The sequence below is a fragment of the Kitasatospora sp. NPDC001547 genome (genome assembly GCF_042894165.1).
Lineage (GTDB): Bacteria > Actinomycetota > Actinomycetes > Streptomycetales > Streptomycetaceae > Kitasatospora.
Genome location: NZ_JBIAVL010000013.1, coordinates 88,225 through 112,685 on the forward strand (window position 1 = coordinate 88,225; position 24,461 = coordinate 112,685).

Annotated in this window: 23 protein-coding genes; 12 read left to right on the forward strand and 11 right to left on the reverse strand. The window is 73.5% G+C overall.

Translation table 11 applies throughout. The features are described from left to right. Window positions 1-112 precede the first annotated feature (112 nt). Window positions 113-2,173: a phosphocholine-specific phospholipase C gene (locus ACFY0X_RS23480; protein ID WP_387757216.1), complete on the forward strand. Its 2,061-nt coding sequence runs from the start codon at window positions 113-115 to the stop codon at window positions 2,171-2,173. Between the two features lie 74 nt (window positions 2,174-2,247). Here the strand turns inward: ACFY0X_RS23480 and ACFY0X_RS23485 are convergent, their stop codons facing one another. Beyond that, complete coding sequence (locus ACFY0X_RS23485) at window positions 2,248-3,579, reverse strand: cryptochrome/photolyase family protein (protein ID WP_387757218.1); 1,332 nt, start codon at window positions 3,577-3,579, stop codon at window positions 2,248-2,250. A gap of 245 nt (window positions 3,580-3,824) precedes the next feature. Between ACFY0X_RS23485 and ACFY0X_RS23490 the strand changes: the two genes are divergently transcribed. Then, on the forward strand, window positions 3,825-4,808 hold the full coding sequence (locus ACFY0X_RS23490) for an aldo/keto reductase (RefSeq protein WP_387757219.1): 984 nt from the start codon (window positions 3,825-3,827) through the stop codon (window positions 4,806-4,808). A gap of 40 nt (window positions 4,809-4,848) precedes the next feature. On the opposite strand, the gene ACFY0X_RS23495 is transcribed toward ACFY0X_RS23490, so the two are convergent. The 3 genes from ACFY0X_RS23495 to ACFY0X_RS23505 form a co-directional block, all read right to left on the reverse strand. Further along, entirely contained in the window at window positions 4,849-5,145 is a 297-nt protein-coding gene (locus tag ACFY0X_RS23495) for a hypothetical protein (RefSeq protein ID WP_387757221.1), read from the reverse strand. A gap of 144 nt (window positions 5,146-5,289) precedes the next feature. After that, window positions 5,290-5,691, reverse strand: a complete 402-nt coding sequence (locus tag ACFY0X_RS23500; RefSeq protein ID WP_387757223.1) for an SsgA family sporulation/cell division regulator — start codon at window positions 5,689-5,691, stop codon at window positions 5,290-5,292. A 239-nt stretch (window positions 5,692-5,930) separates the two neighbouring features. After that, window positions 5,931-6,176, reverse strand: a complete 246-nt coding sequence (locus ACFY0X_RS23505) for a hypothetical protein (RefSeq protein WP_387757225.1) — start codon at window positions 6,174-6,176, stop codon at window positions 5,931-5,933. A 451-nt stretch (window positions 6,177-6,627) separates the two neighbouring features. Here ACFY0X_RS23505 and ACFY0X_RS23510 point away from each other — a divergent pair, with 451 nt between their 5' ends. Then, window positions 6,628-7,101: an NUDIX hydrolase gene (locus ACFY0X_RS23510; protein WP_387757226.1), complete on the forward strand. Its 474-nt coding sequence runs from the start codon at window positions 6,628-6,630 to the stop codon at window positions 7,099-7,101. A gap of 122 nt (window positions 7,102-7,223) precedes the next feature. Here ACFY0X_RS23510 and ACFY0X_RS23515 read toward each other — a convergent pair whose 3' ends face one another. Further along, a complete protein-coding gene (locus tag ACFY0X_RS23515) occupies window positions 7,224-8,216 on the reverse strand; it encodes an Lrp/AsnC family transcriptional regulator (protein WP_387757228.1) in 993 nt (330 codons plus the stop codon). A 207-nt stretch (window positions 8,217-8,423) separates the two neighbouring features. On the opposite strand from ACFY0X_RS23515, the gene ACFY0X_RS23520 reads away from it, so the two are divergent. Continuing rightward, window positions 8,424-10,061: an MFS transporter gene (locus ACFY0X_RS23520; RefSeq protein WP_387757451.1), complete on the forward strand. Its 1,638-nt coding sequence runs from the start codon at window positions 8,424-8,426 to the stop codon at window positions 10,059-10,061. 81 nt (window positions 10,062-10,142) lie between these two features. Here ACFY0X_RS23520 and ACFY0X_RS23525 read toward each other — a convergent pair whose 3' ends face one another. From ACFY0X_RS23525 to ACFY0X_RS23545, 5 genes are all read right to left on the reverse strand, one after another. After that, complete coding sequence (locus ACFY0X_RS23525; protein WP_387757230.1) at window positions 10,143-10,646, reverse strand: GNAT family N-acetyltransferase; 504 nt, start codon at window positions 10,644-10,646, stop codon at window positions 10,143-10,145. After that, window positions 10,640-11,125, reverse strand: coding sequence for a rhodanese-like domain-containing protein (locus ACFY0X_RS23530; RefSeq protein ID WP_387757232.1), 486 nt, complete (start codon window positions 11,123-11,125; stop codon window positions 10,640-10,642). Before ACFY0X_RS23530 ends, ACFY0X_RS23525 begins: the two co-directional genes overlap by 7 nt. 158 nt (window positions 11,126-11,283) lie before the next feature. Next, the gene (locus tag ACFY0X_RS23535) at window positions 11,284-11,724 is read right to left on the reverse strand and encodes a VOC family protein (RefSeq protein ID WP_387757234.1); all 441 of its coding nucleotides are present in this window, start codon (window positions 11,722-11,724) and stop codon (window positions 11,284-11,286) included. Window positions 11,725-12,245: 521 nt separating this feature from the next. After that, window positions 12,246-13,112, reverse strand: coding sequence for an LURP-one-related/scramblase family protein (locus ACFY0X_RS23540; RefSeq protein WP_387757453.1), 867 nt, complete (start codon window positions 13,110-13,112; stop codon window positions 12,246-12,248). Window positions 13,113-13,340: 228 nt separating this feature from the next. Next, window positions 13,341-15,425 (reverse strand): carbohydrate binding domain-containing protein, encoded by a 2,085-nt coding sequence (locus ACFY0X_RS23545; RefSeq protein WP_387757236.1) that lies wholly within the window; start codon window positions 15,423-15,425, stop codon window positions 13,341-13,343. Between the two features lie 359 nt (window positions 15,426-15,784). Here ACFY0X_RS23545 and ACFY0X_RS23550 point away from each other — a divergent pair, with 359 nt between their 5' ends. After that, window positions 15,785-16,810 carry a LacI family DNA-binding transcriptional regulator gene (locus ACFY0X_RS23550; RefSeq protein ID WP_387757238.1) on the forward strand — a complete coding sequence of 342 codons (1,026 nt, stop codon included), beginning with the start codon at window positions 15,785-15,787 and terminating at the stop codon, window positions 16,808-16,810. Between the two features lie 38 nt (window positions 16,811-16,848). Here the strand turns inward: ACFY0X_RS23550 and ACFY0X_RS23555 are convergent, their stop codons facing one another. Beyond that, complete coding sequence (locus ACFY0X_RS23555) at window positions 16,849-17,478, reverse strand: DUF3459 domain-containing protein (RefSeq protein WP_387757239.1); 630 nt, start codon at window positions 17,476-17,478, stop codon at window positions 16,849-16,851. Between ACFY0X_RS23555 and ACFY0X_RS23560 the strand changes: the two genes are divergently transcribed. The 7 genes from ACFY0X_RS23560 to ACFY0X_RS23590 are packed head-to-tail and all read left to right on the forward strand — an operon-like array spanning window position 17,381 to window position 24,456. Beyond that, window positions 17,381-18,604, forward strand: a complete 1,224-nt coding sequence (locus tag ACFY0X_RS23560; RefSeq protein ID WP_387757241.1) for a sedoheptulose 7-phosphate cyclase — start codon at window positions 17,381-17,383, stop codon at window positions 18,602-18,604. The two genes, ACFY0X_RS23555 and ACFY0X_RS23560, sit on opposite strands and share 98 nt — an antisense overlap. 49 nt (window positions 18,605-18,653) lie before the next feature. Further along, a complete protein-coding gene (locus ACFY0X_RS23565; RefSeq protein WP_387757243.1) occupies window positions 18,654-19,061 on the forward strand; it encodes a cupin domain-containing protein in 408 nt (135 codons plus the stop codon). Then, the gene (locus ACFY0X_RS23570; RefSeq protein ID WP_387757244.1) at window positions 19,058-20,359 is read left to right on the forward strand and encodes an aspartate aminotransferase family protein; all 1,302 of its coding nucleotides are present in this window, start codon (window positions 19,058-19,060) and stop codon (window positions 20,357-20,359) included. The genes ACFY0X_RS23565 and ACFY0X_RS23570 overlap by 4 nt, the downstream gene beginning before the upstream one ends. Continuing rightward, a complete protein-coding gene (locus ACFY0X_RS23575; protein ID WP_387757246.1) occupies window positions 20,356-21,372 on the forward strand; it encodes an ATP-binding cassette domain-containing protein in 1,017 nt (338 codons plus the stop codon). The genes ACFY0X_RS23570 and ACFY0X_RS23575 overlap by 4 nt, the downstream gene beginning before the upstream one ends. Next, on the forward strand, window positions 21,369-22,184 hold the full coding sequence (locus ACFY0X_RS23580) for an ABC transporter permease (protein ID WP_387757248.1): 816 nt from the start codon (window positions 21,369-21,371) through the stop codon (window positions 22,182-22,184). Before ACFY0X_RS23575 ends, ACFY0X_RS23580 begins: the two co-directional genes overlap by 4 nt. Then, window positions 22,181-22,987: an ABC transporter permease gene (locus tag ACFY0X_RS23585; protein WP_387757250.1), complete on the forward strand. Its 807-nt coding sequence runs from the start codon at window positions 22,181-22,183 to the stop codon at window positions 22,985-22,987. Before ACFY0X_RS23580 ends, ACFY0X_RS23585 begins: the two co-directional genes overlap by 4 nt. Window positions 22,988-22,989: 2 nt before the next feature. Beyond that, complete coding sequence (locus ACFY0X_RS23590; RefSeq protein WP_387757251.1) at window positions 22,990-24,456, forward strand: hypothetical protein; 1,467 nt, start codon at window positions 22,990-22,992, stop codon at window positions 24,454-24,456. The last annotated feature ends 5 nt before the right edge of the window (window positions 24,457-24,461 follow it).

The following is a 24,461-nucleotide window of genomic DNA, read 5'->3' on the forward strand; positions in this document are numbered from 1 at the left end:
TCGTCTGCCGTACGGCGGGCAGTCATGAATGGTCCGCCGGGCGGTACCCCGCACGCGCTGTCCTAGGGGACGCCGTCCTCCACCTTCCTGACATGCAGAGGTCAAACCACCCATGGTCGAGCTGAACCGCCGCCGCTTCCTCCAACTCGCGGGCGCTACCGCCGCGTTCTCGTCGCTGTCGCAGAGCATCGCCCGAGCCGCGTCGATCGCCCCGGCGGGGACCACCGGCACCATCCAGGACGTCGACCACATCGTCGTGCTGATGCAGGAGAACCGCTCCTTCGACCACTACTTCGGCTCGCTGAAGGGCGTCCGCGGCTTCGGCGACCCCCGCCCGGTGACCCTGCCGAGCGGCAAGTCGGTGTGGCACCAGACGGACGCCCTGAAGCGGGAGGTCCTGCCGTTCCGGCCGCAGGTCAGCGACCTCGGGATGCAGTTCGTCCAGGACCTCAACCACGACTGGGTCGGCGGCCACAAGGCCTTCGACAACGGCCGGTACGACCAGTGGGTGCCCGCCAAGACGGCCACCACGATGGCCTACCTGACCCGCGACGACATCCCGTTCCACTACGCGCTCGCCGACGCGTTCACCATCTGCGACGCCTACCACTGCTCGTTCATCGGCTCCACCGACCCCAACCGCTACTACATGTGGACGGGCTGCACCGGCAACGGCGTCAGCGGCAACGGCCCGGTCCTCGGCAACCAGGAGGCCGGCTACAACTGGACCACCTACCCCGAGCGGCTGGAGAAGGCCGGGATCTCCTGGAAGATCTACCAGGACGTCGGCGACGGACTGGACGCGGCCGGCTCCTGGGGCTGGATCGGCGACGCGTACCGCGGGAACTACGGCGACAACTCGCTGCTCTACTTCGACAACTACCGCAACGCCAGGCCGGGCGACCCGCTGTACGACAAGGCCCGCACCGGCACCAACGCCAAGGCGGGCGACGGCCTCTTCGACCACCTGCGGCGCGACGTACAGGCCGGCACCCTCCCGCAGATCTCCTGGATCGCCGCACCCGAGGCCTTCACCGAGCACCCCAACTGGCCCGCCAACTACGGCGCCTGGTACGTCGCCCAGGTGCTGGACGCGCTGACCTCCAACCCCGCCGTGTGGGCCAGGACGGCGCTGTTCATCACCTACGACGAGAACGACGGCTTCTTCGACCACGTCGTGCCGCCGTTCCCGCCCTCCTCCGCCTCCCAGGGCCTGTCCACCGTGGCGACCACCGCCGACTACCACCCCGGCACCATCGGGTACTCGGCCGGGCCGTACGGGCTCGGCCAGCGGGTGCCGATGCTGGTCGTCTCGCCCTGGAGCACCGGCGGCTACAGCTGTTCGGAGACCTTCGACCACACCTCGATCATCCGCTTCATGGAGCGCCGCTTCGGGGTCCAGGAGCCCAACATCTCGCCCTGGCGGCGCGCGATCTGCGGCGACCTCACCTCCGCCTTCGACTTCACCGCCTCGAACGCGGCGCCGCCTGCGCTGCCCTCCACCGCCGGCTACCTCCCGCCCGACCGCAACCGGCACCCCGACTACGTGCCCACCCCGCCGGCCACCGGCACCATGCCGAAGCAGGAGGCGGGCGCCAGGCCCACCCGCCCGCTGGCGTACGCGCCGTCCGTGGACGGTGCGGCCGACACCGCCACCGGCAAGTACCGCCTCACCTTCGGCTCGGGCGCGGCGGCGGGCGCCCAGTTCCTGGTGACCTCGGCCAACCGCACCGACGGCCCGTGGACGTACACCACCGAGGCGGGCAGGACGATCGCGGACGCCTGGAACACCACGTACTCCAAGGGCGTCACCGACCTGACCGTGTTCGGCCCCAACGGCTTCCTGCGCCGCTTCCGCAACCCCGGCAAGACCGCGGGGCCCGAGGTCACCGCGCGCCACAACGCGGCCACCGGCAACCTCGACCTCACCCTCACCAACGCGGGCGCCGCGGACGCCGTGCTGACCCTCACCAACGCCTACGGCGGCACCCCGAAGACCGTCACCGTCCGCCGCGGCGCGACCGTCAACTGGACCGTCGACCTGAGCGGCTGCCGCAACTGGTACGACGTGACCGTCACCGCGGGCACGAGCACCGACTTCGTGCGCCGCCTGGCCGGCCACGTCGAGACCGGCGCCCCCGGCCTCTCCGACCCGGGCATCGTCACCTACTGACGGCGCCCCTCACGCCGCCGGGCTCCCGGGAGCCGCGGGGCCAGATCCGTTCCAGGCCCCGCGGCCCCGGTCTCTCAGTCCAGGCCGCGGGCCCGGCGGAAGCGGGAGCCGAGGGCGTCCGGGGCGACGAGCGGGGCCGGGTAGTCGGGCGCGAGGGACCACGGGCGGTGCACGGCACGCCCGGGCAGGTGGGCCAGTTCGGGCACCCAGCGGCGCACGTACGCGCCGTCCGGGTCGTACCGTTCGGCCTGGCGCAGCGGGTTGAGCACCCGGTTGGGGCGGGTGTCGGTGCCGGTGCCGGCGACCCACTGCCAGTTGAGCTGGTTGTCGGCCACGTCCCCGTCGACCAGCAGTGACAGGAAGTGGGCGGCGCCGATCCGCCAGTCCAGGTACAGGCCCTTCGCGAGGAAGCCCGCGGTCAGCAGGCGGGCCCGGTTGTGCATCCAGCCCTCCTCGGCGAGTTGGCGCATCCCGGCGTCGACGATCGGGTAGCCGGTGCGGCCCCGCCGCCAGGCCTCGGCCTCGCGCTCGTCCCGGTGCCAGTGGTCGTCCCGGGGCCGGTAGTCGCGGTGCGCGGCGTCCGGGCGGGCGGCGAGGACCTGGTGGTGGAAGTCGCGCCAGGCGAGCTGCCGGACGAAGGCCCGCGCCCCCTCGCCGTCGTGCCGCAGGGCGCGTTCGACGAGTTCGGTGGGGGACAGGCAGCCGAAGTGCAGGTACGGGGAGAGCCGGGAGGTGGCGTCGGCGGCGAGGTCGTCGTGCACCTCCGCGTACGGGCCGGCGTCCCACTGCCGCCACCGCCGGCGCGCCGCGGTCTCGCCGCCGGGCGGCAGCGCGGGTGACAGCGCGGGCGAGAGCGCCCCGGTGGGCGGCAGGCCCTCGCTGCCGATGCCGCTGGGGCTGTCGATCTTCCGGGGCGGGCCCAGCACCGTACGGCGCGGCGTCTGCTGCCAGACGCGGTGGTACGGGGTGAAGACCGCGTAGTGGTCCCGGCCGGCCGGGGTGATCCGGCCCGCGGGGACCACCGTCAGCGAGGCGTCGTGGACGTGCAGGCGGTCGCCGAACAGCTGGCGCAGCCGCTCCTCGCGCCGCTGCGCGAAGGCGCTGACGCCCGCGGCGACGTGCACGGTGGCGGCGCCGGCCTCGGCGGCCACCCGGGCCGTCTGCTCGGCGGGTTCGCCGCGGCGCACGACCAGCCGGGAGCCGGTCCGGCGCAGCGAGGCGTCCAGGTCGGCGAGGCAGTCGGCGAGGAAGGCCTGCCGGTTGGGCGCGGCGAACCCGGCGCGTTCGACGGCCGGGTCCAGGACGAACAGGGGGACGACCTGGTCGGCCGCGGAGCGGGCGGCGTGCAGCACGGGGTTGTCGTGCAGCCGCAGGTCCTGGGTGAACAGGGCGATCGATACGGTCACGGGTGGGGCCTCGCAGGGGGTGCCGTCGGGGTCCGGGCAGTCCTTCCCGGGTGGGGACGGAGCCGCCCGCGACCCTTTCCGGGCGTTCGGACCCGACCCTTCCCGGGTGTTCGGAGCCGCCCGCGACCCGGATCGGACCGGCGGCCGGGACCGAAGGTACCGCGCGGGCCCCGGTCGACGGGCCCATGACCCGGCGTCGGACGGGGCGTGCCGCCCGCAGGACCGCCGCGTGAGAGGCTCACCCCATGGAACAGCGCGTACTCGGCCGTACCGGCCGCCCCGTCTCGATCGTCGGACTCGGCACCTGGCAGCTCGGCGCGGACTGGGGTGACGTCCGGGAGGAGGACGCCCTGGCCGTGCTGGAGGCCTCGGTGGAGGCCGGCGTCACCCTCTTCGACACCGCCGACGTCTACGGCGACGGCCGCAGCGAGCGGCTGATCGGCCGCTTCCTGAAGGACCGCCCGGACGCGGAGGTGTTCGTCGCCACCAAGTTCGGCCGCCGGGCCGAGCAGCGGCCCGAGCACTACGGCCTCGCCAACTTCCGTGCCTGGGCCGACCGTTCACGGGACAACCTGGGGGTCGAGCGGCTCGACCTGGTGCAGCTGCACTGCCCGCCGACGCCCGTCTACTCCTCGGACGAGGTGTTCGACGCCCTGGACACCCTGGCGGAGGAGGGCCGGATCGCCGCTTACGGGGTGAGCGTGGAGACCTGCGACGAGGCGCTGACCGCGATCGCCCGCCCGAACGTCGCGAGCGTGCAGATCATCCTGAACGCGTTCCGGCTCAAGCCGTTGGAGCGGGTGCTGCCCGCCGCGGAGGCGGCCGGGGTGGGCATCCTCGCCCGGGTGCCGCTGGCCTCGGGGCTCCTGTCGGGCCGGTACGACGAGCGCACCGTCTTCGCGCCGGACGACCACCGTACGTACAACCGCCACGGCGAGTCCTTCGACCAGGGGGAGACGTTCTCCGGGGTGGACTTCGCGACGGGCGTCGAGGCGGCGGTGGAGTTCGCCGCGCTCGCGCCCGAGGGCGCGAGCGCGGCGCAGACGGCGCTGCGGTGGGTGACCCAGCAGCCGGGGGTGACGACGGTGATCCCCGGCGCCCGCAACGTGGCGCAGGCCCGGGCCAACGCGGCCGCCGCCGACCTGGCGCCGCTGCCGCCGGCCACCCTGGACGCCGTGCGGGAGCTGTACGACCGGCGGATCCGGCCGCAGGTGCACGCCCGCTGGTGACGGCCGGCGCCCGGGTCCGGTCGGGGACCGGGCGGGATGCTCACGACGGCCGTCGGAGCGGGGCCGCGCGGTGGGCCCGCCGGTGCGACGGCCGGTCGGCGGGCCGGCGCTGGGCGGGCTTGCGCTCGTCGTGGCGCGGGGCGTTCCCGTCGGGGGTGCGCCAGGAGTCGGTGCGCGCCGCGTGGGCGCCCCTGGTCTGCCTCGCCGCCCGACGGTTCAGATGGTGGTTGCCCCAGGCGAAAGCGCCGGTCAGCAGTACGGCGATGGCCAGGGCGGGCACGGCGACGGCGAACAGGGAAGGGCCGTCGGCCGAGGCCGGAAACGGTGGCGCGTTCATGGTCTTCTCCTCTTGTCGCGGCTCCTCGCGGTGTTCCGGCGGCGGTCCCGGCCCCGCGGGGAGGGAGTACCGGGCCGGGGCCGCCGCATGTCGCCCGCCTACCCCGCCCGCCGGGGGACATGCTCCCGGCCGCGCGGCGGCGGGTCAGGGGAGCAGCCGGGCGAGGGCGGCGTCGACGTCCAGGTGCTCGGTCTCGGTGCCGACCGGTACCAGCCGGAAGGAGTCGAGGAGGAACGCCGTCACAACGGCCGCGGGGATGCTGATGACGGCCCGTGCGGCGGGGGAGCGCAGGGTGATCAGCACGCGGTCCTCCGGCCCGGGCGCGACGGTGACGTCCCCGCAGCCGACCGGGCCGTGCCGGCCCTGGTCGAGCAGGTCGCGCGCGAAGGTCCACTGCGCCCGGTCGTCGTCGCCGAGCGGCGGGAAGGCCAGGCACACCGCGTACGGCGAGGCGGTGTCGTAGCGCAGCGCCGCCTCGACGGCCACGTCGGGGAACGGGCCTTCGGGCAGGGTGACGGCGGTGGACCAGGAGGTGGCGACGGCCATGCGGCGAACTCCCATTCTGGCGGTGGCGCCGCTGTGTGGCAGCGGCCCCGGAGGCCGGTGACGACAGCGCTCGGTTACCCGCCCGGCCGGGGTGCATTCCCGGCGCGGGCGCGAAATCGGGCCGCGTCGCCGTGTCCGGCCCGGCCGGGACGCCGGAGCCCCGCCCCGGCTGTCGTCGCCGGGACGGGGCCTGGCCTTCGGGCGTCAGCGGGTGACCGCGGGAGCCGTGGGAAGCCGGCTCACGGTGCCACGGTGTCCGCCGCGGGCGGCTCGGGCTCCTCGTCGTCCTCCGCCTTCCTCCGCACGTCGGCCGGGGTGGGCGCGGTGATGGAGCGCTCCTCCGCGGACCGCTCCCGGGCTCCGGTCCGGCCCTCCGCCTTCGCCCGGACGTCGGCCGGGGTCGGGGCCGTGATCGAGCGTTCCTCGGCGGACCGTTCCTGCGCCGGTTCGTCCGGCTGCGTTCCGTGGTCGTCGGGTGTGGTCATGGGCTCGTTCCCCTTTCCGGGTCCTGGACTGCGGCGGACGGGACACCGTGCGGTTGCCCCGGATGCCCGGTCGTGAACCGGGCGGACGAGGCCGATCGGCGCGGCGCCCGCCCCGGCGACCGGCCGTCGACGGCCTCTCGACCGTAACCCCGGGCCGCAGACCGCGCCGCCGGACGCCGCCCTCCGGCCGCCCCCTCCTGGGCCCCGCCCGGTGCGGTGGCGCGCGCGCTCCGGCGCCCACCAGAACGCCGGCACGCCCGCGCCGGTGCCCGGCACCCGCGGAGCGGCCGACAGCGGCCGGGCGCCCACGAGCGTGACCGGGAAGCCCGGCGGGGAGGTGCCGGCGGCGGGCAGGACGGCGGCACGGGTGGCGGAGTTCCGCAGGCGACCGGACGGCCAACCCGTGCTCGGGCCTCGGAGGTTGGGAGAGGGTCCGTCGGGAGGTGCGGGGATGAGTTTCCGGTTGGCGGCGTATGCCGTGTGCATCGAGGACGGGCGGGTGCTGATCGCTCGCCACGTGTCGCCCGGGGGCGAATCCACCTGGACTCTTCCGGGCGGCAGGGTCGAGCACGGAGAGGATCCGTTCGACGCCGTGATCCGGGAGGTGGCCGAGGAGACGGGCTGCGACGCGGTGGTCGAACGTCTGCTGGGCGTGGATTCCAGGGTGATCCCGGCGGCCGAACGTGCCGTCCCCGGCGGACCCGACCACCAGAACGTCGGCATCTTCTACCAGGTCCGGATCGTCGGCGGCCGGCTCCGGCCCGAGCCGAACGGCGAGATCGCCGAGTCGCTCTGGACGCCGATCCCCGATGTCGCCGTTCGGCGCCGGTCATCGCTGGTCGACATCGGCCTCGGCCTGGCGCAGACGCTTCCGGCCACCGGCCACGTCGCTCCTGTCCCCGTCGGCGGCCTGGTCCGGCACTGAGGCCACCACCGACCTGCCCCGGCCCGGCTGTCCGTGCCGGGGCACGGTGTTCCGGTCAGGCACCCCCGGCAACCGGCGACGCCGCGCCGCAGCTCCGGCGGCGACAGGTCGGTGCGCTCGCGTCATCCCGCCGTGGGGTGGACCAGCCGTCCGTGGTGGATGAGGGAGACGGACTGCTTGAGGCGGCGCGCGCGGACGCTGATCTCGTAGCCCCTGATGCCGTCGACGCCGGCCAGGCGGCCGCTGAGGTAGCGGTAGAAGGCGGGGGTGTCCTCGCAGATCACGACGGCCATGAGGTTGTGCCGGCCGCTGGTGGCCGACACGAAGGCGCATTCGTCGTGCCGGGCGAGTTCCTCGCCGATCCGGTGGAGTGCGGGCAGGTCGACCTGGAGCCAGAGGATGGCGTTGAGTTCGTAGCCGAGGCGTTCGGGCAGGATGTCGATGCCGTAGGTGAGGGAGCCGGTGGCTTCCAGGGCCTCCAGCCGGCGGGCGACGCGGGCCGCGGACCAGCCGGTGGCCTGCGCCAGGTGGGTGTGGGAGGCGCGGCCGTCCTCCGCCAGGGCGTCGAAGAGGGGGCGGTCCTCGTCGGTCGGGGCGAGCGGCGGCCCTGCGGGTGCGGGGCGCTGTGCCGCCAGCTGTCGTGCCTGCTCGTCGGTGAGGGACTGTCGGCCGCCGGCCCAGCCGACCGTTCCCGGGGGGCGGAAGGGGTGGATGAGGAGGTCCAGGCTCATGTCGAGGATCGAGGCGGCTTTCGGGAGTTGCCGCAGCAGGACGTCGTCGCGTCCGGTGCCGGCGGCCGAGCGGATGGTGCAGATGATCTCCGACCCGCCGGAGGCGATGCTGGCGTAGCCGACCTCGGGCCTGCGGGCGAGCGATTCGGCGACGGGCCCGGCGGCGTCCGGGCGGCACCGCAGGCGGGCGATCCAGTCCGCCCGCCCGTGGGCGGTCGGGTTGCTCAGCCCGACGACGCGCATGACCCCGGCGCGGCGCAGCGCGTTGTAGCGGCGGGCCACGGTCTGCTCGGACACCCCGATGATCTCGCCGAGGCGGCGGAAGGAGGTACGCGGGGCGCAGTAGAGCCCGTGGATGATTTTGCGGTCGAGGTCGTCGTGCACGGAGGAATGGTCACACATCGGCGGGGCGCCGTGGAGGTTTCCACACACCTGCCGAGATCGCTTGCGGGTTTCTCGACCGCCTGGGTGAGGCTGGTCCGCGCCCACACAGCAGCCGGTGCCCGAGCGGCATCCCGCAGTCGAAGGAACCACTCCGTGAACTCCGCAACGGTGCAGCGCCCAGGAGCCGGACGAGGCGTCACGCTCGTCATGGCCTGCCTGGGCGTCTTCGTCGCCTACCTTCCCGTGACCACCGTGTCGGTGAGCCTGCCGGCGATCCAACGGGCGACGGGCGCCTCGACCTCCCAACTGTCCTGGGTCTCGGACGCGTTCGTGCTGCCGATGGCCGCGCTGATCCTCACCACCGGGGTGTGGGGCGACGTCCACGGCCGCAAGCGGGTGTTCCAGGCGGGCATGGTGTGCTGCGCCCTGGGCGCGGCCGTCTCGCTGGCGTCGGACTCGGTGCAGGTGCTGTGGGTGGGCCAGGCGGCCTCCGGTCTGGGGGCGGCGGCACTGCTGCCCACCACGCTGGCCCTGATCAGCCACGCGGTCCCCGACCACCGGGAGCGGGGCAGGTTCATCGGCCTGTGGGCGATGTCCATGCTGGCCTCGCTGGCCGTGGGGCCGCTGATCGCCGGATCGCTGCTGGAGCACGTCGGGGTGCGCTGGATCTTCCTCCTGCCCGTCCCGGTGTCCCTGGTCGTGCTGGTCGTCGCGGCCTTCCTGCTGCCCGACTCGAGGGCGCCGCACGGCCGTCGGCTCGACTGGCCCGGGCAGATCAGCGCGGCCGTGGCGGTCACCGCGGTCGTCTACGGCGTGATCGAGGGCGGCGCCGACGGCTTCGGTACGCCCCACGTGGTGGCGGCGCTGGCGCTCGGCGCCGTGGGCGCGGTCGCGTTCGTCGTCGTGGAGCGGCGCAGCGGCAGCCCGATGCTCGACCTGGCCCTGTTCCGCAGCCCCGCCTTCGCCGCCACCTCCCTGGTCGCCATGATCAGCTTCCTGGGGCTGATCGGCTTCTTCTTCGTCCTGAGCCTGTACTTCGGCCTGGTGCAGCACCTGACCACGCTGGAGGCCGGACTGCGGCTGGTCCTGGTGTCCGGGACGTCCCTGGTCGTCGGGGTCCCGGTCGGACGGCTGATGCACCGGGTCTCCGCCCGGGTCATGATCACCACCGGCCTGGTGGTGATGGCGGGGTCGCTGCTGTCGCTGACCGGCGTCGACGCCGGCACGTCCTACGGGTCGATCGCCTGGCGCCTGGTCCTGCTCGGCCTGGGCGTGGGCGCCGTTCTCACCCCGATGACGGCCTCCGCCGTCTCCTCCGTACCGCACCACCTGGCCGGCATGGCCGCCGCGGGGAACAACGCCTTCCGCCAGGTCGGCGGCGCCCTGGGCCCCGCCGTGCTCGGCGCCCTGCTGACCACCCGCGCCCTCGACGCCCTGCCCGGCCGCCTCGCCGACGCCGCGGTGCCGACGGAGGCGGGCGGCCGCGTCCTGGCCGTCGCCCGGGACCAGGGGCTCGGCGCGGTGGCCGGGCTCGACCTGGGGGCCGCGACCGAACCGGCGCTCACCGCGCTGGGCGGGTCCTTCCTGGACGGGCTGCGGCTCTGCCTGGTCGTGTCGGCCTCGCTGGCCCTGCTGGCCGCGCTGGTCTGCGCCGTCCTGCTGCGCCCGGCCGCGGCGGGCGGGCGGTCCTCTGCCGGAGCCGGGCTTCCGCCTGCCGGGGTCCCTTCCGCCGGCGGGCTCCCTTCCGCCGCCGGTGACCCGGCCCCGGTGCCGCGGACCGCCGCTGCTCCCGCCCACGCCTCCATCGGCGGCACGCCCGTTCCAGGGGCGCGGCGCACACCGTGACACCGGGCACGCCCGGGGAGACCGGGAGGGGGCGTGCCCGGGGTGGTGCGGGGCGGTCGGCTTCCCGTGCGCCACCGCGGTTCACGCGGGCCCGGGGAGTCCATCGGCTCCCGGGCTGGTGGGGAGCGAGAACCTGACCTTGGGCCGGCCCCGGGCCCCGGCGCGGTGGTAGAAGCGGATGGCGTCGGTGTTCCAGTCGGGCGTCTGCCACTGGACCTCCGTCGCGCCGCTGGCCGCCGCCGCTTCCCGCACGGCGTCGAGCAGGGCGCGCCCCCAACCCTCTCCTCGGAGCGCCTCGGTGATGAACAGACAGTCCAGGTGGACGTAGTCGGTCGCCTGCCAGGTGGAGAACTCCTGGGAGTAGGTCGCGTAGCCGGTCAGCTCACCCCCGTGGTCGACGACGAGGCACCATGCTCTCGGACGCGCCGAGAACAACACGCTCTCCAGACGGGTGGCGAGGTCGGCGGCCACGGGTTCGGCGCGCTCGAAGGCGGCGTGGAGGGCGCACAGGCGGGCTATCGCCGGTAGGTCGGCCGGGGTGGCCGGGCGGATCGCGCCGCCCGGCCGCGCCGTGTCGCTCAGCACGCGCAGGAGATGCCCGACCGCGGGGCGGTCAGGTCGTCGACGGGGCGCTGCTCGGTGCCGGCGGCCGAGTCGTAGGCGAAGCCCTCGCGTACCCAGTACTCGAAGCCGCCGAGCATTTCCTTGACCTGGTAGCCGAGGCGGGCGAAGGCCAGCGCCGCACGGGTCGCTCCGTTGCAGCCGGGGCCCCAGCAGTAGGTGACGACGGTCCGGGTCGGGTCGATCAGCCGCGGTGCGAGGTCGGCGATCTGCGCGGTGGGGATGTGGAGGGCTCCGGGGATGTGGCCCTGGTCCCAGGCGACGTCGCTGCGGGTGTCGACCACCACGATGCCGGGGGCACCGGACGCCAGGTCGGCGTGGACGTCGGAGACGTCCGCTTCGAAGGCGAGACGGGCGGCGAAGTGGGCGGCGGCCTCGGCCGGGGTGGCGGCGGGCACGCTCCGGACGGCGCCGGCGGTCTCGGCGGAAGCGGTGGCGGGCATGGGGTACCTCGCGTTCTTGCTGGTGGGGATGGGGCCGGTGCGCCGCTCCGGGTCCTCCCGGTCGGCGACGGCTCCATCCTCCGGTGCCGCAGGCCCATCCCACGAGTGGCGTGAATGCCATTGGTCGCCAAGATTCCGCCAAGGGGGGTCGAGGCGTTTCAGCGCAGTTGCTCGGCCAGTCCGACGATGATCCCCGCCGGGCCGCGGAGGTAGCAGAGCAGGTAGCTGTCCTCGAACCGGGCGATCCCGCCGAGGAGTTCGGCGCCGTGGGGGCGCAGGCGGGCGACGGTGTCCTCGATGTCGTCGACGGCGAACATGACGCGGTGGGTGCCCAGGACGTTGTGCGGCCGGTCACGCGGCCCGGCGTCGATGAGTGCGGGGCTGAGGTACCTCGCCAGCTCCAGCCGGCTGTGACCGTCCGGGGTCCGGAGCATCGCGATGTCGCAGCGGACGCCGTCGAGCCCGGTGCACCGGTCGGCGAAGGGGCCCTCGACCTGTGCCCTGCCCTCCGGCTCCAGGCCGAGTTCCTCGAAGAACGCCACGGCGGCGTCCAGGTCCTCGACCACGATGCCGACGTTGTCCATCCGCTGAATCGCCATGACGATTCCTCCGCTTCTCCTCGCGCGGCCGGTGGTGGCCGCTGACGTCCCCGGGACGGAGCCGGCGACGCGTTCTCGACATCCACGGTCCGCCGGGACCCGGCGAACCCCCGGCTCTTCCATGCTCGCCCGACGGTGCGCCGCGCGCGGGACCGGTCCGGGCGCGCGGGCCAGGACGGGGAGGGGGACGGGCGGACGGCAGCGCGGCGGGACGGTGGGAGAGGCGGTTGCGCCAGGTGCGGGAGGAGTCGAGGGGGCCGATCGGCTGAGCCGGAACGCGGGAGCGGGCGAGCGGCGGTGTCCGTGGCCTCCCGCGACCGCGGTCCGGGCGGTCCGGGGCGGCCCGGGCGGTCCGGGGCGGTCAGGGCGTCGGGGGAGCGGGGGAGTGGGAAGCCGGCCGGGTCGACTTCCCACTCCTCGGCGCCGAGAGCAGCCGGGGCCGCTCCTGCCGCGGTGCGCCGAGCACCCCCGGAAGCCGCTCAGCGAGCGGCACCTGCCGCTGGGCGGCGTACGGCCGGTGCTCAGCCGAAGCCGCGGGCGTCCTGCTTCAGCGCGGTGTCCACGGTGAGCGCGGTCGCCACGACGAGGCTGATCAGCGGGTCGGGGAGCGGGCGGTGGATCTGCAGCACGTAGTTGTCGGCCGTGGTGAACATCGTCTTCGCCAGGCCTTCCCAGGTCTTGGTGATCCGGGCGACCTCGGTGTCCGTCGCGTCGACGATGGAGAAGTTCCAGGCCCGCCAGTTCTCGGCCTTGATGGCGCCGATCTTCTGGCCGCCGACCTCCAGCGCGAAATTGATCTTGCCGATGGCGTTCTGCTGGATGATCTGGCCGACCTCCTGGCCGTCCGGACGCTGCACGATCACCCGCGACTTGATGAGCTTCGCCGGGCGGGTCAGCAGCAGCACCGGAGTGCCGTGGGCGTCACGGATCTCCAGCTTGTGGGTCAGGTACTGGTCGATGGAGAAGAGCAGGCGCACCAGCTTGCGCAGACCGCTCTGGCCGACCTGGACCACCGAGCCCAGCGTGGCGCCCTGCTGGTCGAAGACCGCGTACTCGTTGGTCAGCTCGATCAGCTTGGCCTTCTGGTTCACCACCAGAACGGGCTCGGAGAAGAGGGTGCCGCCGCCACCGAAGACGGGCCCGACGCCCGCCTGGTGCTGTACCTGGCGCTGCACCTTGGCGGCGCCGCCGGCCGGAGCGGCCGGCTGCCCGGGGAAACCGGGGGTGTTCGTGTTCTGGGACATGGCGGGCAGGCTAGGCCCAACCCTCCGCGGGGAGCCAGATCGTTTTCCACCGCCCCCGGGTCCGCCCGGGGCTTCGCGTCGCGAATTCGGCCTGCGGGCGGGGGCGTTGCGACCGGCAGCCGCTTCTCCTCGCGTCGAACGGATGTGGCCGAAGTCACATCGACGCGTCCTGTGCCGGTCCCGCCGGTGCCGACAGCAGGCCCGGATCAGCCGCTACCCGCAACGAGGCCAACGCCCGAGAGCCGACGGCTCGTCACGGCGAGCACGGTTGCAGTACCAGTGGCCGGCGGGCAACGGCGGCTCCCCGGAGCCGCGCCGGACGGGGGAACCGGGCCGGCCCTGCGACGAGGGCGGGCCCGGTCCTCGTGGCGATCAGTTCCGCCAGGAGTCCGTCAGGCCGACCCTGCCGTCGGCGGGGACGGTGGCGGTGCGGTTGGCGCCGGACTCCCAGGTGACGTTGCCGGCGGCGTCCTTGCGGACGTACTTGTACTCGAAGGAGGTGCCGGCGGGCAGGTCCAGGTCGAGCTTCCAGACCGGGTAGGCGGCGGGGTCCAGCTTGGCGCCGGCCGCCGGGGCCCAGCCGCCGAGGACGGGGAGGCTCCCGACGACGTAGACGTTCTGGCCGGGCACGGTGGTGGCGTTCACGGTGAACGAGGCGCCGGTGGCGGCCTGCTGTCCGCCGCAGGGATCGCCGGGCGCGGTGACGCCGGCCCTGACGGTGGTGCTGCCGGTGCCGAGCGTGTAGTCGGCGCCGTTGTTGTTGTCCCAGGTCCCGGAGCCGTTGTTGAAGGCGGCCGTGAGGGTGGTGGCGGATCCGAGGGCGATCGTCTTCCTCACCCAGCCGGTGCAGGCGGCGTCCATGGCGACGCCGGGCGAGGTCGTCCAGCTGCCGTTGCCGGGGCGGTAGTGGAGGTCGTAGGCGGTCCAGTTCTTGTCGGTGCTGTAGTAGACCGTGGCGGTGTTCCCGCCGGGCGTCGGGGTGACGCCCGCACCGACGTGGAGGGCGACGGCGTCGTTGGGGCCGACGGTCGCGGTGAACCTGCCGCCGGCGTCGACGGCGTAGGTGGTGCCGGTGCAGCCGGCGGTCGCGGTCGGGTCTCCGTGCTCCACGTCGCAGTAGGTGCCGGGCGGCAGCGAGGTCTGGAACGTCCGGGTGATCGGTCCGCCGCCCCGGTTGAGGGCGACGTAGGCCTTGTCCCCGCGCCCGAAGCCGATGGCGTTGCCGCCGTCGTCCCACCAGTCGGTGACCGGGGTGTCCCCGGCGGCGTTGCGGAAAGCGACCATGTTCGCGATCTGGGGCCAGGCGTGCTGGCATTTCCAGCCGTCGCGGTAGCACGAGTCGACGGTCCCGCCGTCGGGGGCGCCGGCATCCCGGTCGGAGAACTCGTAGCCGGAGTGCACGGACGGGGTGCCGTAGGGGTGGGCCAGCATGAAGACCTGGGCGAGGGTGTAGGCGGCCCCGTCCTTGTAGTTGAGGCCGGAGCCGTTGCGTTCGGTGTCGTGGTTGGTGACCATCACGCCGGCCTTCGCGGAGGGCATGTAGCCCCAGGCCTCGCCGAAGTTCTTCAGGTAGGAGAGCTTGTCGGTGGTGAAGATCCGCTTCAGGTCGGTGGTGTAGCGGAACTCCTGCACGTCGCCGGTTGCGAGGTACTCGGTGGGGGAGACGGCCTCGTTGGCGCCGTGGACGGCCTCCTGTACCCAGTAGACGTTCGGCTTGGTGAGTTTGGCGCGGATGGCCGAGAGGTCGGTGGCCGCGATGTGCTTGACGGCGTCCATGCGGAAGCCGTCGGCGCCCAGCGAGATCAGGTCGTTCAGGTAGCCGGCGATCCGGCCGCGGACGTAGTCGCTGCCGGTGTTCAGGTCCGCCAGGGAGGGGTTGCCGGTGTCCCCGAGCTCGCACTCCTGGATGTTGTAACGGTCGGCGTAGTTGCTGCCGATCGGGCGGCGGCAGCCGTGGAAGTCCTGGTCCTGGTAGAGGCCGGGGTAGTTGTACTTGGTGTACTGGGTGTCTCCGGTGCCGGTGCCGGAACCCGAGGTCATGTGGTTGACGACCGTGTCGACGATGACGCCGACGCCCGCGGAGTGACAGGTGTCCACCATCTGCCGGAAGGCCGTGCGGTCGCCGAGGGGCCCGGCGATCCGGTAGCTCACCGGCTGGTAGGCGGCCCACCAGGCGCCGCCCCGGATCCGCTCCTGCGGCGGCGACACCTGGACGAAGCCGTAGCCCTTGGGGCCGAGCGTGCGGCTGCACTCCCGGGCGATCGAGTCGAAGTTCCATTCGAACAGGACGGCGGTGACCTTCTTGCCGTTCGAGCCCGTCGGCACGGCGGACGCCGACTGGGCGGGAGTCGCGAGGGTGGTGGCCAGACCCAGGGTCAGGCCGAGCCCTGTCAGTGCCGCGACCGCGCGGCGCTGCGTCCGCCGCCTCGTGGCGGCGGCCAACCGGACCGTACTCATGCGCTCTCCTTCGGGTGGGGGGCGGCTCCCGACGTGGGGTGCGCGGGAACCGGAAGGGGGCCGGGCGGGCATCCGGGATCGACCGGATGAAACACGACTGAAAGATTTCTGAAACCTTTCAGCCGGGTGGCAACCCTAGGTGGGTGGGCAGCGGCCGTCAATGCCGCAGGATCGATCAACTCATGGCGTTTCGAAGGAAATTGGGCCGTGTGCCGCCGTCTCGGCCGGGCGCGGCGCGGAACGGACCGGGGCCGGCGGCCCAACCGGTGGCGGATCGGCGGCCCGGACCGGGGGAGGTGGGGATCGATGCGTCACGGCATGGTGGGCAGCCCGACGGAGGTGCCCTACTCTCGGTAGCCATGACCACGGCGCGACTTTCGGACATCGCGGCGCAGGCGGGGGTGAGCGAGGCCACCGTCTCCCGCGTGCTCAACGGGAAGGCGAACGTTTCCGCCGCCACCCGGCAGACCGTGCTGGCGGCGCTCGACGTGCTCGGTTACGAGCGGCCGGCCCGTCTGCGTCGGCGCAGCGCCGGGCTGATCGGTCTGATCACGCCGGAACTGAGCAACCCGATCTTCCCCGCGCTGGCCCAGGTGATCGAGCAGGTGCTCGGCCGGCACGGCTTCACGCCGGTGCTGTGCACCCAGACGCCGGGCGGGTCCACCGAGGACGAACTCGTCGACATGCTGGTCGGCCGGGGCGTGGCGGGCATCGTCTTCGTCTCCGGGCTGCACGCCGACACCACCGCCGACCACGACCGCTACAACCGGCTCCGCCGCCGTCAGGTGCCGTTCGTCCTCGTCAACGGTCACAGCGACCGCGTCGAGGCCTCCTGCATCTCCCTCGACGACCGCGCGGCCATGCGCATGGCCGTCCGGCACCTGGCCGACCTGGGCCACCGGAGGATCGGACTCGCCATCGGGCAGAAGCGTTTCGTCCCCGCCGTCCGCAAGATCGAGGGCTTCGTCACCGCCGTCCACGACATCGTCGGCATGATGAGGGAGGAGGCGGCCCACCTCGTCCACCAGACCCTGTTCAGCGTGGAGGGGGGACATGCCGCCGCGGGCGTGCTCCTCGGCAGGGGCTGCACCGCGATCGCCTGCGGCAGCGACATGATGGCGCTCGGTGCCATTCGCGCAGTGCGGCAACGGGGCCTGTCGGTTCCGCGGGACGTGTCGGTGGTCGGCTTCGACGACTCGCCGCTGATCGCCTTCACCGAGCCGCCGCTGACCACGATCCGCCAGCCGGTCGAGGCGATGGCGACCGCGGCCGCCGATGCCCTCCTCGAGGAGATCAGGGGCAATCCGGCCCCACCGGGGGAGTTCGTGTTCCAGCCGGAGCTGGTGATGCGCGGCTCCACCGCGACCTTCCGCGGTCCGTCCTGACCTCTGCCGGAGCCTCCCGACACGACCCCCGGCGTGCGTCAGCCGGTCTGCCACCAGCAGGTGCTGTCGGCCGGGAGCAGGACGTCGCCGGCCTCCCCGACCGTCGGCGGTTCGGCGGAGGAGAGCAGCAGGGGGCCGAGCCCGTCACCGGCGACGCGCGCCGGCCCTCCGGTGGTGTTGACGGTGCAGACCAGCGCGACCCCCTCCCGCTCGCGGCGGAAGGCGAGGACCCCGGGAGCCGGGTCCAGCCATTGGAGCGAACGCCCCGCGCCCAGGGCCGGATGGGGCCGCCGCACGTGCAGCGCACGGCGGTACAGCTCCAGGACGGACCGCGGATCGCCACGGACGCGTACGGCCGACCGGTCCCGTGGGGCACGCGCTCGACGCGACCTCACAGGACGCTCGTGCGCGGTGACCCCGATGCTTCCATTCGACTCCGAGTGCTGCAAGAGCTTGCTGAAAGTTTCTGAATGCCCTTGCCGCGCGGGCCGATCGGCTGTTTGACTCTCGATCAGTTGCACGCAGTCGACAGTCGGTCCGCTGGATGGTCCGGCAGATCCGGGGAGTGTTGTGGCGAAGCAGGCGGCAATGGCCGGGCCCGGCGTGGAGAGCGACGACGGGGGTTTTCGACTCCTGTCACCGGAAGGGACGTCGTACCGCGTCGACATCACCGACGGAGTGCTCGCGTCGGCCAACCCGCTACTGGCGGAGTACTGCGAGGGGCGCCGGGTGGTCGCCTTCCTCGGCCCCACCGTCGACCGGCTCTACGGCCGGCAGGTGCGCCGCTACCTGGCGGCCCGCCTCGTGCCGGGCACCTGGAGCGTGGTGACGATCGGCGGCGGTGAGGCGCAGAAGACCATGGAGTCGGTCGAGAGGATCTGTGCCGAGGCCAAGGCCGCGGGGCTGGACCGGCGAGGCGTGATGATCGCCGTCGGAGGCGGCGTCACCTGCGACACGGTGGGCTTCGCGGCGGCCGTCTACTGCCGGGGCGTGCGCTACATCAAGGTCAACACCACCCTGGTGGGCCAGGTGGACGTCGGCGTCGGCGTCAAGACCGGGGTCAACGCCCTCGGTACCAAGAACATGCTGGGGGCGTACCATCCGGCGCACGCGTCGATCAACGATCCGGCGTTCCTGCGGACGCTGCCGGAGCGTCAGATCCGCTGCGGCATGGGGGAGATCGCCAAGATGGCGATCATCAGGGACGCCCGGCTGTTCCGCGCGCTGGAGGAGTTCCCCGAGGTCTTCAGGCAGCCCTGCCCGGCGCCCGCCCGGCCGACCGCCCGCGCCGGCGGGTGGAGCGTCGAGGACCACGTGCTGCGCACGTCCATGGCGCTGATGCTGGAGGAGCTGTGCCCGAACCTTCGGGAGCACGACCTGGCACGGCTCGTCGACTTCGGGCACACCTTCGGGCCGCTGATCGAGACGGCCAGTGACTACCGGATCGCCCACGGCGAGTCGGTGGCCATCGACATGGCGCTCTCCGCCGAACTCGCCCGGGTGCTCGGCCTGATCACCGCCGAGGACTGCGAGCGCGTCGTCCGGCTGATCTCCGCCCTCGGCCTCCCCGTCCACGATCCGCGGACCTGCACGCCCGAACTGATGGAACGGGCCCTGCGGGCGTCCTGGGAGCGCCGCGGGCGCCGGCTGCACCTCGTGGTGCCCGACGGGATCGGCTCGGCCGTCTTCGTCGACGACCTGGAGGACGTCCCGGCCGCCGCACTGGAGGAGGCCCTGGACGCCCTGGCCGTCCGACCGACAGCGCTGCCCGGCCCGTTCGCCGCCGCCCGTTGAGGGCGGCCGCAGGAGTCCGCACCCGCCCCAGCCGACAGGAGCCCCCGACATGAGTACCGCCGAACCGCCACCGGCCCGCGCCGTGTCCCGCAGCAGGGTGTCCAACCTGCACGACGGACTCCTGCGCGGGGTGTCCGCCGACCACGGCGGAACCGGCACGATCCTCGCCCACCGGGCCTACCGGCGCGAGGGTGCCCCGGCTCCCGTCGCGTTCATCGATCTGGTGGTGCTGCCCCCGGACACCTCCATCGGCCGGCACCGGCACGCCGACGACGAGGAGACGTACGTGATCCTGGACGGCCGGGGCCTGATGACGCTGGACGGTGAGGAGTTCGAGGTCCGGGCGGGGGACGTCATCCCCAACCGCGCGTACGGCGAGCACGGCCTCGCCAACGTCTCCGAGGGGGACCTCCGGTTGCTGGTCTTCGAGATCGGTCCGCTGGGCGGCGCGGAGTGACCGGCCTCCGCCAGCTCGAACTGCTGGCCCGCGAGGCCGCCCACCTCTCGCCGGGTGCCTCGGAGGAGTCCGCGGCCGGCCGCCGGGTCTTCGTGGAGGGCAGCGGTGCCGTCCTCACCGACCTGGACGGCAACCAGTACATCGACCTCGCCGCCGGGACCCTCACCCAGTCACTGGGCCACTGCCACCCCGAGGTGGTCGCCGCGCTCACCGAGCAGGCCGGCCGGCTGTGGAACGTCCACGACGCCGCCACCGCGGGCCGGGCCGACCTGTGCGAGCTGCTCGCCCGCCTGCTGCCCGAACGACTCGACACCTACGGCTTCTTCTCCACCGGCGCCGAGGTCGTCGAAGCGGCCCTGCGCGCCGTCCAGGCCGTCGCCGAGCCCGGCCGCAACCGGATCGGCGCGCTGCGCCACGGCTTCCACGGCAAGACCCAGGGCGCCCGGATGCTGGTGCACTGGGACATCGGCAACCAGGCCCACGCGGGCAACAGCATCCTCGGCTACTCGCCCTACTGCTACCGCTGCCCGCTCGAACTGGAGTACCCGTCCTGCGACGTGCGCTGCGCCTCACTGGTGCGGCGGCACATCACCGAGAAGGCCAACGTGGCCGCGCTGGTCTTCGAGCCGGTGCTCGGCGCGGCCGGTGTCATCGTGCCGCCTCCCGGCTACTGGGACCGGATCGCCGACAGCGCCCGGCAGAACGGAGTGCTGCTGGTCGCCGACGAGGTGCTCACCGGCGGCGGACGCACCGGGAACTTCCTGGCCAGCACCGGCTTCGGCATCGAACCGGACCTGGTGGCCCTCTCCAAGGGCATGGCCTCGGGCTTCCCCTTCGCCGTGCTGGCCGGCCGCCAGGAGGTGCTGCGCCACCCGAGCGCGGCCAGGGCCGGCTCCACCGCGTCCACGTACGCGAACAACCCGCTGGGCATCGCGGCGGCGAAGGCCACCCTCCAGGTCGTGGCGCGCGACACCCTGGTCGAGCAGGTCCGCGCGCTCGGCGAGCTGCTCGACGACCGGCTCGCCGAGTTGAAGTCCCGCTTCGAGGTCCTCGGCGACGTCCGCGGCCTGGGACTCCTGCACGGGCTGGAGTTCGTCCGCAGCAGGGAGAGCAGGGAGCCCGCCCCCGAGACCGCCCGCGCCGTCTACCTGGCAGCCCTGGACCTCGGACTGCGCACCTCGCTCGGCGGCCACGTCATCCGGCTGGCGCCGCCGTTCACCATCGACCGGGCCCTCCTGGAAGAGGGCGTCACCCTCCTCGGGCGGGCCCTGGAGCAGGTCACGGAGGCCGGCCGGTGATCATCGCGGAGAACCTGGTCAAGGAGTTCAAGGTCTACGAGCGCAGACCCGGCCTGCTGGGCAGCCTCGGCACGCTGTTCAGCCGGAAGCACCACCTCGTGCGCGCCGTCTCGGGGGTCTCCTTCAGGATCCCGCCCGGTGCCAGGGCCGCCTACATCGGTGCCAACGGCGCGGGCAAGTCCACCACCGTCAAGATGCTGACCGGCGTCATGACCCCGACCTCCGGCCGTTGTCTGGTGGCCGGGCTGGAACCGTACCGGGAGCGCCGGCGCAACGCCGCCAACATCGGTGTCGTGTTCGGCCAGCGCAGCCAGCTCTGGTGGGACCTGCCGGTGGCCGACTCCTTCCGGATCCTGCGCCGCATCCACGAGGTCCCCGACCCGGTCTACCGGCGCAACATGGCCCTCTACCGCGAACTGCTCGACCTCGACTCCCTCGGCACCACCCCGGTGCGCCAGCTGAGCCTCGGGCAGCGGATGCGCGCGGAAGTGGCCGCGAGCCTGCTGCACGACCCCGCGGTGGTCTTCCTGGACGAGCCGACGGTCGGTCTCGACCTGGTGCTGAAGGAGGCCGTCCGTGAACTGGTCAACCGCGTCAACGTGGAACTCGGCACGACCGTCATGCTCACCAGCCACGACATCGGCGACATCACGTCGATCTGCGACCAGGTCCTGGTGGTCAACCGGGGCGAGGTGGTGCACCAGGGCACCGTCCACGAACTGCTGCGGGCCACCGACACCCGGGCGGTCGTCTTCGAGCACCAGGGTTGGCCGGCCCCGGCCCAGGCGATCGCCCTGATCGAGGACCGGCTGCCCGGTGCGACCGCGCGACAGGTCGAGGACGGACGGATCAGGGTGGAGTACCCGGCCCGGCGGTCCTCCGCCCGGGAGGTGATGGCCTTCCTCCTGGAGCACTTCGACCTGACCGACTGCGTCGCCCCGGAGCCGGACCTCGAAACGGTGCTCCGACGGATCTACACCGGCCGGCCCGAGCCCGTGGAGGTGGCACCGTGACGGGCGTCGGCGCGCTGCGCCGCTACACCCCGTTCGCCTCCGCGAGCCTCCAGGGCCTCCTGCGGTACCGCTCCACCTTCCTCGTCAACGCCGTCACCGCGACCGCCGCCGTCGGCCTCCAGGTCTTCCTCTGGCGCGCGGTCTACGCCGGTCGGAGCGGCGCGCCGCCCGGCGGGTACCACCTGTCCGAGCTGACCACGTACGTGCTGCTGGCGCAGATGCTGGCACTGCTCCAGGCCAGCCGGGTGGACGAGGAGGTGGCCGGGGAGGTCCAGCGCGGGGACATCGCGGTCTCGCTGCTGCGCCCGGTCAACCACCCGCTGGCCCGGTTCGCGGCGGGCCTGCCGGTCTCGCTGGCCAACGCCGGCGCGGTCGCCCTCCCGGTGGTGCTCCTGTACGCGCTGCTGCTCCCGCTGTCCGCGCCGACCTGGGCGGGCGTGGTGCTGTTCGCGCTGTCCACCGGGCTCTCGGTGGTGATCGGGTTCGGCGTGAACCTGCTGGTCGGCCTGGCCGGATTCGTCACGACCAACATCTGGGGCGTGCGGATCGTCAAGGACAGCGTGGTCGCGTTCTTCGCCGGCCAGGTCGTGCCGCTCGCCCTGATGCCGGGGCCGCTGGCGGCCGTCGCGCGGGTGCTGCCGTTCCAGGGACTGGTCGACGGCCCGCTGCGGCTGCTGCTCGGCCACTACCGGGGGCCCGCCGAAGCCGCCGGGATCCTGGCGCTCCAGGCCGGCTGGGCCGCGGTGCTGGTCGCTCTGGCCGCCCTCGCCTGGCGAGGTGCCGTCCGCCGGGTGGAGGTGCTGGGCGGATGAGCCCCGCCGCGACCGCAGCCCGCTACGCCCGGCTGACCTGGCACCTGAGCGCGGTCAGCCTGCACCGGCTGACCGAGTACCGGATGGACTTCGTCCTCGGCGCGGGCGGCCTGCTGCTGCGCGTGGGCGGTCAGCTCGCCGTGGTCGGGATGGTGTTCCGGCAGGTCCCGGAGATCGCCGGGTGGAACTTCCACCAGGTGCTGTTCCTGCTGGGCTTCTCGTTGCTGCCGCGAGGCCTCGACCGGCTGTTCACCGACCAGTTGTGGATACTGGCCCGGCGGCTGGTGCAGTCCGGCGAGTTCCACCGCTACCTGATCCGACCGGTCCACCCGCTGTTCGCGCTGCTGTCCGAGCGCTTCCTGTACCCGGACGGCTTCGGTGAACTGGTCACCGGTGCGGCCGTCACCTGGTACGCCGCCGATCAGCTCGACCTCGGGGCGGACGCCGGCCGACTGCTGCTGGTCCCGCTGCTGGTGCTGTGCGGCGCGCTGATCCTCGCCTCGATCAAGACCGCGTTCGCCGCCCTGTCCTTCTGGACCACCAACAGCTTCCCGGCCCTGTACGCGGCCAACCAACTGGGCGACTACTCCGGTTACCCCCTCGACCTGTACCACCCGTCCCTGCGGTGGCTGCTCACCTGGCTGCTGCCCTACGCCTTCACCGCCTACGCCCCCGCGTCCTTCCTGCTCTTCGGCCGGACGGACCTGCTGCTCTGGCTTCCGGTGGTGACCGCCGCCCTGGTGGCACTCGCCCTGCTGGTGTGGCACCGGGGCGTCGACCGCTACGAGATGACCGGGAGCTGAACATGGACACCCTGCTGCTCGGCGGCATTCCGCGGGCCACGGTCGAACTCCTGCGTCGAGCCCCCTGGATCGACGAGGCCGGCCGCCGTGCCGAACAGTTCGAACTCGTCGACCAGGCCACGCTGGAGACCGTCCGCCTGCTGATCGTCGCCCCCGCCGGCGAGCGTTCCGGCCGCTGGTTCGTCCCCGTCATGGACGACGACCCGGGCCGCGCCGCCGACCGCACCACCGAGTACGACCGGCTGATCGTCCGGGCCCTACGGGAGGGACTGCGCCTGCCCACCCTCCGGGGCAACCTGATCGAGTTCCGCGGCGACCCCGGCGAGTTCCGCGGGCGACTGCCGTTCGACCCCGGCTGGTCCTCCAACGCCCTCTCCCTGCTCGACCTCGACGGGACGGCGCACGCCCACAAGACGTACCGGAGGGTCGGAGTCGGGACCCGCGAGCCCGAACTGCTGCGGCTGATGGCGGCCGGCGGCCGGACGCAGCAGCCGGCCGGCGACTACGCCTACGTCGAGGCCGCCACCGGCCGGCGGGAGCCGCTCGGCGTGCTCTACCGCTACGCCGACGGGGAGGGGCTGAACGTCCCGCTGAGCGCCGGCATCCGGGCCATGTGGCCACTGCTGCACGCCGGGGCCGACCCGGAGGCCGCCGTCACCGAATCCCTGCGGACGCTGGCCGCGCCGCTGCGCGAGGCAGGCCGGTTCCTGGCGGAGTTCCACCGCGAGCTGGCCGAACGGCTCGGCCCGCACCCGGAGTTCCCCGGGGGCGCGTTCCTGGCCGAGACCGCCGGACGGGCGGACGTGCTGCGCCCGCTGATCCTCGACGACGACCGTTTCCCCGAGGGCGTCCGGCAGGCCGCCGTCGCCGGCCTCGACCGCGAGCTGGCCCGGGTCGCCGCCCTGCCCGCGCAGCCCTGGCCGGCCGGCCCGTGCCACGGGGACCTGCACCTGTCCCATCTGCTGCGCCGAGAACTCCCGGACCACAGCTGGGAGTTGTGCGTCATCGACCTCTCCACGCCGCACGTCGACCCGGCCGACCCGGGCACCGCGCAGTCGCCGTGGCAGGACCTGGCCGCCCTGCGACGCGGCCTGGAGATCTTCACCGCCGACGAACTCGCCGACCACGCGGCCCGCGCGCTCGACAGGGACGCCGAGGACGTCTGCCGCACGGCGCTGCTGCTCGCCACCGGCGCGGAACCCGACACCCCCGGCTGGACGCCGGGCCGCGTCGCCGAGCTGACCCGGCTGGGGACGGCGGCCAGGCTGTGGGCGGAGCGGACCGGCGACCTGCTGGTCAGCGGCGGCCGACCGCCGGCCGGGCACCCCGCCTGGCGGCTGCTGAGACTGCGCCGGCTGCTCCACGAACTCGACCACGCGTACGCCCACGACCGCGCCTACCACGCGGCGATCAACCTTCGGCACGCCGTGGAGGCCGCGGGCCTGCCGGCCGCCGGGGCGGAGGACTGACACCC